We start from the raw sequence: 13,740 nt of genomic DNA, 5'->3' as shown, positions 1-13,740 counted from the left end.
GGGCGCTCTGAACGTTCTACGGGCCGGGCTGGTCCGTCGCGACGCCAACCCGGCATAGCGAGAAGCCCCCGGCTTCAGCCGGGGGAGGAGTCACGAGTCCCCGCCCGGACATCAGCGCATCGCGCCGGCCTCGGGCGCCGTGGCGGTGTGCGGCGGTGACGCCGATCGGCACCTCCGGGTGGAGCTGCGGCCCCGATCGGGAGCCGAGGTGCGCGTGCGTCATATCGCTGAGTATCCTTGCGATCGCACAGCGTAGCCGAGCGAGGAGTGTGCCGTGGCCGACCACATTGCCATCAGTCCGGGCGAGTTGGACATCTCGGCCGGGGTCGCGACCGCTCTCGCGGCGGAGCTCGCCGCCCCGGTCGGGGCCGCGCTGAGCGCGACCGCGGCGGCGTCGGGGCAGCTCGCGGGGTGGTCGATCGCCGGCGGGCTCGGGCAGGTCGGGACCGGCTGGGCCGCGCCGCTGGGGGCGGTCCGCCAACGGCTGACGGACACCGCCACCCACCTCCGTGCCAACGCCTCCGCGTACGCGCGCAACGAGCGGGCGGTCGCCGGCGTGTGGAGCATGATGCGGGGGGCGGCGAAGTGAGCGCCGGCTTCGCGCTGTTGATGCGGTTCGACCCGCACGGGCTGCGGGAGGCCGCGAACGGCTGGAAGGCGCTCGCCCACGCGGTGGAGAGCACCGGCACCCGCCACCGCCACCAGGTCAACGGGCCGCTGCACGCGCGGTGGACGGGGGCCGACGCCGAGGCGGCGTTCCCGTACCTGGCCCGGACCGAGCAGCAGTTGAGCGTGGTCCGGGCCGAGGCCGAGTCGCTGGCGCTCACCATGAACACGGTCGCCGACCGGATGCACCAGGCGCGCACCGACCTCCTCAACGTGGTGCGCCGTGCGCAGGAGGCCGGTCTGACCGTGTCGGCGGACGGCGTGGTGGCCCTCCCGCCCGAGGCGCCGGGCGACCGCAACGACCCGGACGCGCCGAGCGCGCGCCGCGCCCTCCTCGCTGTCAGGAACGAGCTCCAGCGGCGGATCGACACCGCCGTGCAGGCCGCGCAGCGGGCGAGCGACCAGGGCAACGCGGCACTGGGCCGCCTCGGCGCCGACATCCTCACCACCTCGCGGGCGGACGGGGCGACGGCGGAGACCCGTACCGACGTCGCGGAGGTCAGGCAGGCGCTGGGCCTGTCCGACCCCTACGTCCCGGACGGCCGGGACCCGCGGCAGAACGCCGCCTGGTGGCAGGGCCTCACCCCCGAGCAGCGGGCCACGTACCTCGCCCTGGACGCGGCGCGGATCGGCGGCCTGGACGGTCTGCCGTCCGCCGTACGGGACGAGGCCAACCGGACCGTGCTGGACCAGCGGCTCGACGCCCTGCTCGCCGGCACACCCGCCTCGCTCGGTCTCGACCGGGAGGCCTACGACCGGCGGCTGGCCGCCCTGCGCGCCATCAGGGACAAGCTCACCCCGCCCGCCGGCACGGACGACCGGGTGCCCCGGTCGTTCCTGCTCCGCCTCGACCCGGAGGCGTACGAAGGCGACGGCCGGGCGGTCGTCGCCACCGGCGACCCGGACCGGGCGGCGCACACCGCCGTCCTCGTCCCCGGCACCAACACCGACCTCGGCGGCGTCCCGGGACAGATCGACCGGATCCGCCAACTGCGCAGTCATGCCCGCGCGTTCGCGGGGCCGGGCGAGGAGGTCTCGGTGATCTCCTACCTCGGCTACGACGCCCCGGAGAGCATCCCGGAGGCCGTGAACCCCCGCCGGGGGATCGACGGCGCCGAGGACATGCGCCGCTTCTCCGAGGGGATCCGGGTCGCGCACGGCGAACCGAGGACGCACCTCACCTACATCGGGCACAGCTACGGCAGTTACGCCGTCGGCGTCGCCGCGGCGGGCGGCGAGGACGGGCTGCGGGCCGACGACATCGTCGCGCTCGGCAGCCCCGGGATGGGCGTGAGCGAGGCCAAGGACCTGCACATCGACCCCGGCCGGGTCTGGATCTCCGAGGCCCGGGACGACCCGACCCGCGTCTACAGCGGGATGACCCTGGGGCCGGGGCCGCACAACCTGGAGTTCGGCGGCACCAACCTGTACACCGACACCTCGGGCCACAGCGGGTACTGGGACGAGAACTCGGAGAGCGTCCGCAACCAGGGGAAGATCATCGCCGGGAAGCCGCCGGAGGTCGCGCCCAAGGAGGTCAACATCGGCGGGATCATCCCCGTCCGGCGCTGATCCGGGCCCGGAGGGACACCCGTGAACACCACACCCGTCCGCACCGGCGGCGCCCCGAGACGATTCGTCGCCGCGGTGACGCTGGCCGCCACCCTTGGAGCCTGCATGTCCGGCCCCGGCACCGGGAAGTACGACCCCCTGCCCGTCAAGTCCCGCGAGGAGGCGCTCGACTGGGCGCGCGGGCTGGCGGCGCACCTCACCCTGAGGGCGGGGATCGAGGCCAACGGCGAACCCGAGCGGATCGACTTCAACGCGTGCGTCGGCCGGGCCGGGGAGACGGCTCCCGACGAGCGGTACACCCTTCTCTACGCCATCCACGGGGACGTCCCCCTCGCCCGCCACAACGAGGTCATCCGCGCCGTCCGCGACACCCTGACCAACCAGGGCCTGCTGATCGTCAGCTACCGCGAGGCCTCGGCGGAGAAGCCGTACGCCGCTTTCTCCGCCCGCCACCCCGCGAGCCGCTACATCGCCTCGGTGGACACCACCGGTGACACCCGCCTCGCGCTGACCGTCACCACCCCGTGCCTGCTGCCCCCGCCGGCCGACGGGCCGGCGCGTTCCTGAGCCGGGGTCACGCCGAGCGCCGTCTCCCGACGCACCGGCCGCGCGGCCCCGCAGACCCGTACCCGGCCGGGCAGCGCCCTCGGCGCGGGCGCGGGTGACCTCGCCCGGCGGCCCGGCGCCCGGACGCACGACGGCCGGTCACCACCCACACGGGGCGGTGACCGGCCGAGGGGCCGAACGGTGCCGGGCTCAGTCGCGGTGCGCCTCGGCGGCCGCCTTGACCCGGCCGCGGACCAGGTACCAGCCGCCGACCAGCGCGGCCGCGATCAGCGGCAGGCAGGCGACGGTGGTCCGGCTCACGCCGCCGTCCATCCACATGAGCACCAGCACGCAGACCAGGAAGCCCAGCGTGACGAGCTGCGTGTACGGGGCCCAGGGCAGGCGGAAGCCGGGGCGGGTGACCCGGCCGTCCTGGCTGCGCCGCCAGAACAGCAGCGAGCAGATCATGATCATGGCCCAGGTGCCGAGGATGCCGATCGAGGCGAAGTTGATGACCAGCTCGAACGCCTCGCCGGGCATCCGGTAGTTCAGGAAGACGCCCAGCACGCCGAACCCGGCGGTGAGCAGGATGCCGCCGTACGGGACACCGCCCTTGTTCATCACACCGGTGAACTTCGGGGCGGAGCCCGACAGCGACATCGAGCGCAGGATGCGGCCGGTGGAGTAGAGGCCGGAGTTCAGGCTGGAGAGGGCGGCGGTGAGGACCACCAGGTTCATCACACCGGCCGCGCCGGGGACGCCCAGCTTGTCGAAGACGGTGACGAACGGGCTCTGACCCTTGGCGTACGAGGTGTACGGGAGCAGCAGCGCGAGCAGGATGACCGAGCCGACGTAGAACAGGCCGACCCGCCACATGATCGAGTTGATCGCCTTGGGCATGATCTTCTCGGGGTTCTCGGTCTCACCGGCGGCGACGCCGCACAGCTCGACGGAGGCGTACGCGAACACCACGCCCTGGAGGAGCAGCAGCATCGGCATCATGCCGTTGGGGAAGATGCCGCCGTTGTCGGTGATGTTGGCCAGGCCGGGGGTGTGGCCGCCGATCTCGTGCTGGGTGACGACCAGGTAGATGCCGACCAGCATGAAGGCGACCAGCGCGGCGACCTTGACGATCGCGAACCAGAACTCCATCTCGCCGAAGTACTTCACCGAGATCAGGTTGGCCGCGAGCACCACCGAGAGGGCGATCAGCGCCAGGATCCACTGCGGGACGCTGCTGAACATCGCCCAGAAGTGGGCGTACGTCGCGGCGGCGGTGATGTCCGCGATGGCCGTGGTCGCCCAGTTGAGGAAGTACAGCCAGCCCGCCGCGAACGCGCCCTTCTCGCCCATGAACTCACGGGCGTAGGAGACGAAGGCGCCGGAGGACGGGCGGTAGAGCACCAGCTCGCCGAGCGCGCGCACCACGAAGAACGCGAAGAGGCCGCAGACCGCGTACGCGATGAACAGGGAGGGGCCCGCGTTCGCCATGCGGCCGCCGGCGCCTAGGAAGAGCCCGGTGCCGATCGCGCCGCCGATGGCGATCATGTTGACGTGGCGGGACTTCAGGTCCTTGCGGTACCCGGCGTCACCGGCGTCCACGTGCGGGGACGGGGCGGCCGTCGTGGGCGCCCCGGTGGCGAGCTGGTCGGCCGCAGTCATCGTGCGGTCACTCATGGAGTTGTTTCGCCTTCGTGAGGGGAGGGATTCGCTGCTCGGCCCGGTGCGACGGTGATGTGGGTGGTCACTGCGGCGCGGGCCTGACGGCTCATCCTGGCGGCCGGCGGGGTTCCCGGCTGTGGCCGATGTCACGTTCGGGGTGGATTTGCGCGAGATTTGAGCTTTCTCCCGCCTTTTGGCGGGGGAAGCCCCGATTTGCAGTGCTGATCCCGTTGTAGTGCTGATTCCGTTGTAGGGCTGATCCCGGCCGGTCCCCCGGAGCCGGGCGCGCGGAATCGGCGCGGGAGGGGCGGCCGGGCGCGCACGGGAACGCCGGACGGGGGCCGGCCGGGCGCGCGTCACGACACCGTGGCGACGGCCGGCCGACTCCCTTCCCGAAGACCCTCGGGCTACCGCATCCCTCCGGCTACGCCAGGCGCGCGTCCGCGGCGAGCTCGCCGGCCAGCTCCTCCACCCGCTCCTCGGGCAGCCCTCGTGAGACGAACCAGGCGCCCACGTTGCGCACGTCCCGCTCCAGGAACGACCGCCCGCGGGGATTGGCGACCACGTCCACGATCTGCGGCACGTCGATGATCACCAGCCGCCCGTGATGGACGAGGATGTTGTACGCCGACAGGTCGCCGTGCGCGAAGCCGCCCCGCGCGAGCAGCGACAGACTCCGCCCGAGCTGCTCCCACAGGTCCTCGACGTCGGCCTCCTCCGCGCGGAGCTGGGCGAGCCGCGGTGCGGCCGTGCCGTCCGGGTCGCCGACGAACTCCATCAGGATCTCGGTGCCCGTGATCTGCACCGGGTAGGGGACGGCCACCCCGGCCGACCACAGCCCGCACAGCGCCGAGAACTCGGCGCCCGCCCACTGCCCGGCGATCGCCTCCTTGCCGAAGGACGTCCGCTTGGCCATCGCCCTGCTGACCCGGGACTCCCGGTGCTGACGGCCCTCCAGGTAGCCGGAGTCACGGTGGAACATCCGGTGCTGCCCGTCCCGGTACCGCTTGGCGGCCATCAGGGTGCGGCGGTCCGTCCCCGGGACGGCGCGCTCCAGCAGGAAGACGTCGGCCTCCTTGCCGGTCTTCACGATCCCGAGCTCGGTGTCCACGGCCGCCAGCTCGGTCACCACCCAGTCGGGGCGTGGCTCCGGCCCCTTCTCGGTGGGGGTGGACCGGTCCCAGGTGGACCAGCGGTCGCCCTCGGCGGGGCCGTCGGGGGCGGGGGAGGAGTCGAGACCGTCCATGCCGTCGAAGTCGAGGCCGTCGGGCGTCTCGAAGAAGACGTACTCGGGCTCGTGGTCGTCGAACCGGTCGGACCGGCGGCCACGGCGGGGCCCGCCCTTGGGGCGGATACGGGAGAAGGAATCGCTGTCGGCAAAGCGCTCGCGCACTGCGGTGGCTCCTGAGGAGTGGCCCACCGGGTGCGGCCTGATGCGACGCGCTGTCAGCCGGTGGGGAGGTGACGTATGAGGAAGGCGTAGGGCGCGCACACGAAGGCGCGCCGCGACAGGGCGGCAACCACTCGGACACACCTCCTCAGACATCAGGTCCACGCACGTGATCCGCGAGGACGTCAGAACTCTAGCCGCTCGTCCCCACGGCGCAACCGAATATTTCCCCCGGCCCCTCCGAGCCGGGGTGGGGCCGGGATGGGGCCTGGGCGGCCCGGGCGCCCGGGCCGGAACGGCCGGGGATTCGGGGGTGCCGGACTATTGTAAGGTAACTTTACTTTCTATTACGCTGAGCCCGGCGGCTTGGCGCGGCACCCCGTGGCGGGATGGGGTGTGACGCGCTCAGCGAGAGCTCTGACCCGGCCGCCGCGGTGGTGCGGCCGCCGCTAGGCCCTGCCCGGCGGGATCGACCGGACAGGACCTGCCCGGTGAGTTCGTGTGGTGTGGACCGGAGTCCAGCTCTCGCCGTTTCTCGAGGTCATGGAGTCAGGGATGCGTCTGGGTGTCTCGGCAAGGCCTGTTCGTGTCGGAGTCGTCGCCGTCGTGCTCGTGCTGGTCGGCGGCCTGTTGCTCGGCTGGTCCGGGCAGGCGGGGGCGGCGGGCGATCCGCTGATCTCGCAGGGGAGGGCCGCGACGGCCTCGTCCGTCGAGGGATCGTCGTACGCGGCGGGGAAGGCGTTCGACGGGAGCACCTCCACGCGCTGGGCGAGCGCGGAGGGCAAGGACCCGCAATGGCTGCGGGTGGACCTCGGCGGGAACGCCGACATCTCGCGGGTGAAGCTCAGTTGGGAGTCCGCCTACGCGAAGGCGTACCGGCTGGAGGTGTCGGCGGACGGGGTGACCTGGCGGACCCTCGCGGAGGAGAAGGCGGGGAACGGCGGGACGGACGACTGGACGGGCCTGGGCGGCAAGGGCCGCTACGTCCGGATGTACGGGACGGCGCGCGGGACGTCGTACGGGTACTCGCTGTTCGAGATGCAGGTGTACGGGGTGCCGGACGGCGGACCGTCGCCGACCGGTCCCACGCCCACCGGTCCCACGCCGGGCGGGGCGTTCACCGTGGTGGCCGCGGGTGACATCGCCGCCCAGTGCACCGCCTCGGACAGCGGCTGCGCGCATCCGAAGACCGCCGCGCTGGCCCAGCGGATCAACCCGAAGTTCTACCTGACGATGGGCGACAACCAGTACGACGACGCCCGGCTGGCGGACTTCCGGAACTACTACGACAAGACCTGGGGAGCCTTCAAGGCGAAGACGCACCCGGTGCCGGGCAACCACGAGACCTACGACCCGGCCGGGTCGCTCGCCGGCTACAAGGCGTACTTCGGCAGCATTGCCTTCCCGCAGGGGAAGAGCTGGTACAGCTTCGACGAGGGCAACTGGCACTTCGTCGCCCTGGACTCCAACGCCTTCGACCAGAGTGCCCAGATCGACTGGCTGAAGGCCGACCTGGCGGCCAACACGAAGAAGTGCGTCGCCGCCTACTGGCACCACCCGCTGTACTCCTCGGGCGGGCACGGCAACGACCCGGTCTCCCGGCCGGTGTGGAAGATCCTCTACGGCGCCCGGGCGGACCTGGTGCTGAACGGGCACGACCACCACTACGAGCGGTTCGCCCCGCAGGACCCGGACGGGAAGGCCACCGCGGACGGGATCGTCGAGATCGTCGGCGGGATGGGCGGCGCCGATCCGTACCCGATCGAGCAGGTCCAGCCGAACAGCCAGAAGCGGATCAGCGGCGACTACGGCGTGCTGAAGCTGGACTTCACCGACTCCGGGTACGGCTGGACCTACGTCGGAGCGGACGGCCAGGTCAAGGACACCGGCCCGAAGTACAGCTGCCACTGATGATGTACCTGGCCACCACCGGCCGCCGTACGGACGCGCCGTCCCGCCCCGCCGGGACGGGACGGCGCGTCCCCGGCACGGTCATCGCCCTCGGCGCGGTCAGCCTGGTCACCGATGTCTCCTCGGAGATGGTCACCGCCGTACTGCCGCTCTACCTGGTGCTGGGGCTCGGCCTCTCACCTCTGCAATTCGGGTTCCTCGACGGACTGTTCAACGGTCTGACGGCGCTGGTCCGGCTGCTCGGCGGCAGGCTCGCGGACCGCGGCGGCGGCCGGCACCGGACGGTCGCCGGGGTCGGCTACCTGCTCTCGGCGCTCTCGCGGCTCGGGCTGCTGCTGGCCGGCGGGGCGGCCGGCGGGATCGCCGCCGCGCTGGCCGCCGACCGGCTCGGCAAGGGCGTGCGGACCGCGCCGCGGGATGCGCTGATCTCGCTCAGCGCCCGACCGGAGGAGCTCGGCCGGGCGTTCGGCGTGCACCGGGCGATGGACACCACGGGCGCGCTGCTCGGGCCCCTGGTCGCGTTCGCGGTGCTGTGGGCGACGGCGGACGCGTACGACGCGGTCTTCGTGGTCAGCTTCGCCATCGGGCTGTTCGGCGTGCTGGTGCTGGTGCTGTTCGTCCCGGCCGCGGCAGGGCCGGCGGCCGGGGCCGCGGCAGGGTCGGTGGTCGCGGCGGGGTCGGCGGTCGTGGCGGCCGGGGCCGCGGCAGGGTCGGTGGTCGCGGCGGCCGGGGCCGGGCCGACCGGAAGGAGGAGGAGCAAGGCACTCGCCGACCCGGTGTTCCGGCGGACCGTCGCGGTCGCGGCACTGCTGGGCGCCGCCACGATCGGCGATTCCTTCCTCTACCTCCTGCTCCAGCGCGGCCTGGACGTGCCGCCCCTGCTCTTCCCGCTGCTGCCGCTCGGTGCCGCGGCCGGCTACCTGCTGCTGGCCGTACCGGTGGGCCGGATCGCGGACCGGACGGGCCGACGCGTTCCGTTCCTCTGCGGGCACGGCGCACTGCTGGCGGCCTACCTCACGCTGATGGCTCCGCCGGGCTGGCCGGCCGCCGTCCTGGTCCTGGTGCTCCTGGCCGTCTTCTACGCCGCCACCGACGGCGTGCTGATGGCACTCGCCGGACCGGTACTGCCGCTCGACGGCCGGGCGAGCGGGCTCGCGGTGCTCCAGACCGGCCAGGCGCTGGCCCGGCTGGGCGGGGCGGCCGGCTTCGGGGCGGCCTGGACGTGGTGGGGGCCGCGTCCGGCCCTGGCGGCGGCCGCCCTCGCGCTGGCCGCCGCGCTCGCCGCCGCATGGCGGATCCTGCCGGAGAAGGAGGTCCCGTGAAGGCGCGTCCGGTGCTGCTGATCGTCGCCGCCCTGGTGCTGCTGGGCGGTTCGCTGGGGTACGTGCTGCACGCCCGGCAGCGCGGAGGCGGGCAGCGGCTCGTCGCCGCGGAGAGCTCGTTCACCCTGAACGAGCCCGGGCTCTACTACCGGGACACCGCCACCGGCCGGGTGGCCCGCAGCCCGGGGGTGCCGGACGGGCCGTCCTGTGTCCGCTTCCACGCCGGGGGCGACCGGGCCCTGTGCCTGCGGGCGCTGCCCGGTGCCCCGGCCCGCACCCAGGCGGTGGTGTACGACCGGCGGTTCACCGAGCTCCGGACGGTGACGGTGCCCGGGATCCCGAACCGGGCCCGGGTGTCGGCCTCCGGGCACCTGCTCTCCTGGACCACCTTCGCCGTGGGGGACTCCTACGCGGCGGGCACCTTCTCCACCCGGACGTCGATCCTGGACCTGCGCACCGGCTACCTGGTCAAATCGGTCGAGTCCATCCCGCTGACCCTCGACGGCGCCCGCTACCACGCCGCCGACGTCAACTACTGGGGCGTCAACTTCGCCGCCGACGACAACCGCTTCTACGCCACCGTCTCGACCGGCGGCCGGACCCACCTGGTCGAGGGCGACCTGCGGGCGTGGTCGGCCCGCACCCTGCGGGAGAACGTGGAGTGCCCCTCGCTGTCGCCGGACGGCACCCGGATCGCCTTCAAGAAGAAGGTCTCGGCCGACCCGGCGGCGCCCTGGCGGCTCCACGTCCTGGAACTGGCGGGGATGCGCGAGCACCCGCTGGCGGAGTCACGCAGCGTGGACGACCAGGCGGCCTGGCTCGACGGGGAGACGCTCGGTTACGCGCTGCCGGCCCGGGACGGGAAGGGCAGCGACGTCTGGAGCGTGCCGGCGGACGGTGGCGGGGCGCCGCACCTGCTGGTGCCCGGCGGTTCGTCGCCGGTGACCGTGCCGGCGGCGCCGGACTGACCCGGCGGCCGGAGCATGGGAGGATCGTTTCCCGGCACCACCCGCACCGACGCGGGCGGGGAAGCCATCCGCATCGTCCCCGAGGAGCCGCTGTGACCGAGCAGCACGGCCCGCAGCGGCGCATCGCCGACGCCATCCGCCCGGCCATGCTCGAAGGCCTGAAGAACGCCGAACTGACCGGCGACCAGGGCGCCGAGCACATCAACGCGTGGGTCGACTGGATCGCGGCCGTCGTCGTCGGCCAGGTCGTCCAGCCGATCGCCGCCGAGCGCGACGCCTTCGCGGACCGGGTGGACACCCTCAGCCACGTCGCCAGGCGCCACAAGGAGGGGTACCAGGAGGCGGCCCGGGACGTGCGGCGGCTCGAGGCCCGTGTCGCCGAGCTGGAGGCGGAGGTGACGCGCCTGCGCACACCCGGCGGCCCGGCCGCCGGCCCGGAGGAGGAACCCGGCCCGGCGTTGGTGACCGGCCCGGTCGTCCTGTGATCCCGGGCACGGGGGTGTGACCGCCTGCCGGGCCCGTCGGCCCCGGCGTCGGTCGTACGGCGCCGAGCGCGCCGGGAGGGCGGCGCCTCCGCGCCTCGCGTGCGCCCGGGCGATCCGGATGATCTCGTGCCGTAGGCGCGCCACGGTGAGGTACGTGCCGAGCGCGGCCGGATTCCCACGGCCACGTCCACGCTGATCCGGTTCTCCTTCTCCCTTGTTCCCGCAGTGCCGGGTCCCGCGCAGAGGGGGTCTCGACAACGTCGTGGAAGGAATGCGGGCCGTTCGTTCCGGTCTCAGGCACCGGCTCGAACCGAACCGGCCGGCTCCGGCGCGCGCTCGTCGGGCAGGGGCACCCCGACGTCGAGGCGTCCGATCACCTGGCGGGCCGCTTCGGCGAGTTCGGGCGGGCCTTCGACGGTGAACCGGCAATTGAAGGTGACGAGGAAGCCGATGAGCCCCGACCAGGACCACGCCCCCATCCGGATCCGGGTGATCCGCTCGTCGATCGCTTCAAAGCTCGCCGCGCCCGGAGCCCACTTCGCCACCAGCGTCGCGGGGCACTCCATCAGGACGGTGCCCCAGCACGGCCACCTGTCCGCGGTGTCCCCCCGGTCGGGTTGGCTCTGGACGAAGCGGGTGATGTCCGCCTCCGGCACTTCCCGAGGACCGAACCGCCAGGCGGTGGAGGTCAGTTGCCCGATACGGTCGAGCCGGTAGGTGTGCCAGGAGTTCCTGCGCTGGTCGTACGCCACCAGATACCAGCGACCGGACCAGACGACGAGCCGATGGGGTTCGGCCAGGACCTCGTCGTCCTCCACCGGGTCGCGGTCGATGGACCGGTAGGCGAACCGCACCACCTCGCGCTGCTGCGCGGCGGCGCTCAGCTGCGCCAGCAGCGCGGGATCGACCTGGGGCGGAGCCAGCTCCCAGGCGTTCTCCATCTGCTCGATCGAGAAGGTCGCCAGCCTGCGGGCCAGGTGCGGAGGCAGGAGCTCCTTGATGGAGTTCAGCGCCCGCTTCGTGGCGTCCCCCATCCCGGTCACCGAGGCCGGAGCCGTCTGCAGGGCCAGCGCGATGGCGATGGCCTGCTCGTCGTCGACCATCAGCGGGGGCAGCCGCGCTCCGCGGGACAGCCGGTAGAAGCCGGAGGGGCCCTTGCGTGCCGTGACGGGGTAGCCCAGTTCGCGCAGTCGGTTGATGTCGCGCCGGACCGTCCGCGGGGACACCCCCAGCCGCTCGGCCAGACCGTCGCCGGTCCACTCCTTCTGGGCCTGAAGCAGGCTGAGCAGCTCCAGCGTTCGGTTGGCGATCACGGATTGCCCTCCCGATTGGTCTCAGTAGCGGTCAGAGTACGTCCTCTTCTTCCGGCAGGGTGCCACTGGCTCGGAGGCGGCCCGCCTCCCCGGCACCCCGGTACCTCGCCCTCGGCGACCGAACCGGGTGCACACCCATCGAACAGACGGAGGAACGCTGTGTCCGAGAACCCTGCTCGGCCCTCACCCACCAACCGGGACGCCTGGTTGGGCCTTCTCGCCATTTCCCTCGGTGTCTCGCTGGTGGTCGTGGACTTCACCATCGTCAATGTGGTGATGCCGCCGATCATCGACGACCTGGAGATCTCGGCCTTCGGCGCTCAATGGATCCAGGAGTCCTACGCGATCGTCCTGGCCGCCCTGCTGCTGGTGATGGGCCGCTTGTCGGACATCCTGGGAGCGCGCGGGCTGTTCACGGTCGGGACCGTGATCTTCGGGCTGGCCAGCATCGCCGCGGCGGTGTCGCCCACCGGGGAGCTGCTGATCGCCGGCCGGTTCGCGCAGGGTGTCGGTGGCGCGATCATCATGCCGACGTCGCTGGCGCTGCTCAATCTGACCTTCCGGGGTCCGGACCGCGGCAAGGCGTTCGCGATCTGGGGATCGACGATCGGGGCGGCCGCCGCGGTCGGACCGCTGCTGGGCGGCTGGCTCGCCGACTACTCCTGGCGGTGGGTCTTCGGCATCAACATCGCGGTCGTCGCGCTGATCCTCGTCGGCGTCATGACGTTCCTCCGACCCTCCCCCCGCCAGCCGGGACGGATCGACGCCGTCGGCGCGGTGCTGTCGGTGCCGGGCCTCGGACTCCTCGCGTTCGCGCTGATCGAGGGACGCAACTACGGCTGGTGGGAACCGCGTAAGGACTTCGGACCCTTCGGGGACGGCACGGGCCTGTCGGTCGTCCCGGTCGCCCTGGTCGTCGCGGTGGTGTGTCTCGCCCTCTTCCTGTTCCTCCAGGTGCGGCTCACCCGGGGCAACGGGACGGCGCCGCTGATGGACACCTCGCTGTTCGGCACCAAGTCCTTCAGCACGGGCACCATCGCGACACTCATCATCGCCCTGGCCGAGTTCGGCATGCTCGCCGTGCTGCCGCTGTGGCTCCAGTACGCCCTGGGGTACTCCCCGGTCCGGACCGGGCTGCTGGTCTTCGTCGTCGCGGTCGGCAGCTTCGTCGCGAGCGGCGCGAGCTTCGGCATGGCCGAGAAGACCGGGCCGGTCGGCCTGGTCCGGATCGGCCTGGTCCTGGAGGCCGCCGGCCTGCTGATGTTCGGCCTGCTGGCCGGCAGCGACTCCCCGTGGTGGGTCATCGCCATTGCCCTGTTCCTGTACGGCACGGGGGTGGGCTTCGCCACCGCCCAGGTCACCAACGTGGTCCTGGCGGACGTGCCGCCGCGGCAGGCCGGCCAGGGTTCCGGAATCCAGAGCGCCGCGCGCCAGCTCGGCTCCGCACTCGGTATCGCGGTCCTGACCTCGACGTTCTTCACGACACTGACCTCCGACCTGTCGGACCGGCTCGTCGAGCAGGGAATGCCCGAGGCCGGCGCCGACCAGCTGTCCTCGGCGGTCTCCGACAGCGCCGGCGCGATGATCTCCGGGCTGGGCGACCACCCGCAGACGGCGTCCGCCGCCGACGCCGCCCGCGACGCCATGTCCCACGCGATCCAGATCAACGGCCACACCTGTGCCGCGCTGCTCGCCCTCGGCATGCTGGCGACCTTCCTCATCCCCCGGCCCCAGCAGGGCGCCCGGCAGTGGGGGGAGGGCGACGCCGCCGACGCGGCACCGGACGCCGAGATCAACGCCGGTCGGACCCATGCCTAGCAGGCTGATGACGATCTCGGTTTGATCCGCGCCGTCCGGGCGGGTGGCGGCCGGAATCCGCCAGGCGGTGCCGTTGTGGGCGGGCCC

11 protein-coding genes are annotated in these 13,740 nt (G+C 72.8%); 8 read left to right on the top strand and 3 right to left on the bottom strand.

Annotated elements, in window-relative coordinates; all coding sequences use genetic code 11:
• Positions 1-274: 274 nt before the first annotated feature.
• From ACWEQL_RS24095 to ACWEQL_RS24085, 3 genes are read left to right on the top strand one after another with little or no spacing between them, the layout of a single operon-like run.
• Positions 275-589: a hypothetical protein gene (locus tag ACWEQL_RS24095; RefSeq protein ID WP_452152371.1), complete on the top strand. Its 315-nt coding sequence runs from the start codon at positions 275-277 to the stop codon at positions 587-589.
• Positions 586-2,238, top strand: a complete 1,653-nt coding sequence (locus tag ACWEQL_RS24090; RefSeq protein ID WP_452152370.1) for an alpha/beta hydrolase — start codon at positions 586-588, stop codon at positions 2,236-2,238. Before ACWEQL_RS24095 ends, ACWEQL_RS24090 begins: the two co-directional genes overlap by 4 nt.
• Positions 2,239-2,259: 21 nt before the next feature.
• Positions 2,260-2,805: a hypothetical protein gene (locus ACWEQL_RS24085; protein WP_452152369.1), complete on the top strand. Its 546-nt coding sequence runs from the start codon at positions 2,260-2,262 to the stop codon at positions 2,803-2,805.
• A 189-nt stretch (positions 2,806-2,994) separates the two neighbouring features.
• Here ACWEQL_RS24085 and ACWEQL_RS24080 read toward each other — a convergent pair whose 3' ends face one another.
• Positions 2,995-4,461, bottom strand: coding sequence for an amino acid permease (locus tag ACWEQL_RS24080; RefSeq protein ID WP_452152368.1), 1,467 nt, complete (start codon positions 4,459-4,461; stop codon positions 2,995-2,997).
• A 409-nt stretch (positions 4,462-4,870) separates the two neighbouring features.
• Positions 4,871-5,839: a serine protein kinase RIO gene (locus ACWEQL_RS24075; RefSeq protein WP_452152367.1), complete on the bottom strand. Its 969-nt coding sequence runs from the start codon at positions 5,837-5,839 to the stop codon at positions 4,871-4,873.
• Positions 5,840-6,391: 552 nt separating this feature from the next.
• Between ACWEQL_RS24075 and ACWEQL_RS24070 the strand changes: the two genes are divergently transcribed.
• The 4 genes from ACWEQL_RS24070 (at position 6,392) to ACWEQL_RS24055 (ending at position 10,522) form a co-directional block, all read left to right on the top strand.
• Positions 6,392-7,747: a discoidin domain-containing protein gene (locus tag ACWEQL_RS24070; protein WP_452152366.1), complete on the top strand. Its 1,356-nt coding sequence runs from the start codon at positions 6,392-6,394 to the stop codon at positions 7,745-7,747.
• Between the two features lie 2 nt (positions 7,748-7,749).
• Positions 7,750-9,069 carry an MFS transporter gene (locus tag ACWEQL_RS24065; protein ID WP_452152372.1) on the top strand — a complete coding sequence of 440 codons (1,320 nt, stop codon included), beginning with the start codon at positions 7,750-7,752 and terminating at the stop codon, positions 9,067-9,069.
• Positions 9,036-10,037: a TolB family protein gene (locus ACWEQL_RS24060; protein ID WP_452152365.1), complete on the top strand. Its 1,002-nt coding sequence runs from the start codon at positions 9,036-9,038 to the stop codon at positions 10,035-10,037. Before ACWEQL_RS24065 ends, ACWEQL_RS24060 begins: the two co-directional genes overlap by 34 nt.
• 92 nt (positions 10,038-10,129) lie before the next feature.
• Positions 10,130-10,522 (top strand): hypothetical protein, encoded by a 393-nt coding sequence (locus ACWEQL_RS24055; protein ID WP_452152364.1) that lies wholly within the window; start codon positions 10,130-10,132, stop codon positions 10,520-10,522.
• A 293-nt stretch (positions 10,523-10,815) separates the two neighbouring features.
• On the opposite strand, the gene ACWEQL_RS24050 is transcribed toward ACWEQL_RS24055, so the two are convergent.
• Positions 10,816-11,835, bottom strand: a complete 1,020-nt coding sequence (locus tag ACWEQL_RS24050; RefSeq protein ID WP_452152363.1) for a helix-turn-helix transcriptional regulator — start codon at positions 11,833-11,835, stop codon at positions 10,816-10,818.
• 159 nt (positions 11,836-11,994) lie between these two features.
• Between ACWEQL_RS24050 and ACWEQL_RS24045 the strand changes: the two genes are divergently transcribed.
• Entirely contained in the window at positions 11,995-13,653 is a 1,659-nt protein-coding gene (locus tag ACWEQL_RS24045; protein ID WP_452152362.1) for a DHA2 family efflux MFS transporter permease subunit, read from the top strand.
• Positions 13,654-13,740: the final 87 nt, after the last annotated feature.

The sequence above is a fragment of the Kitasatospora sp. NPDC004240 genome, assembly GCF_053603215.1.
This window is presented reverse-complemented; position numbering and strand designations above follow the sequence as displayed.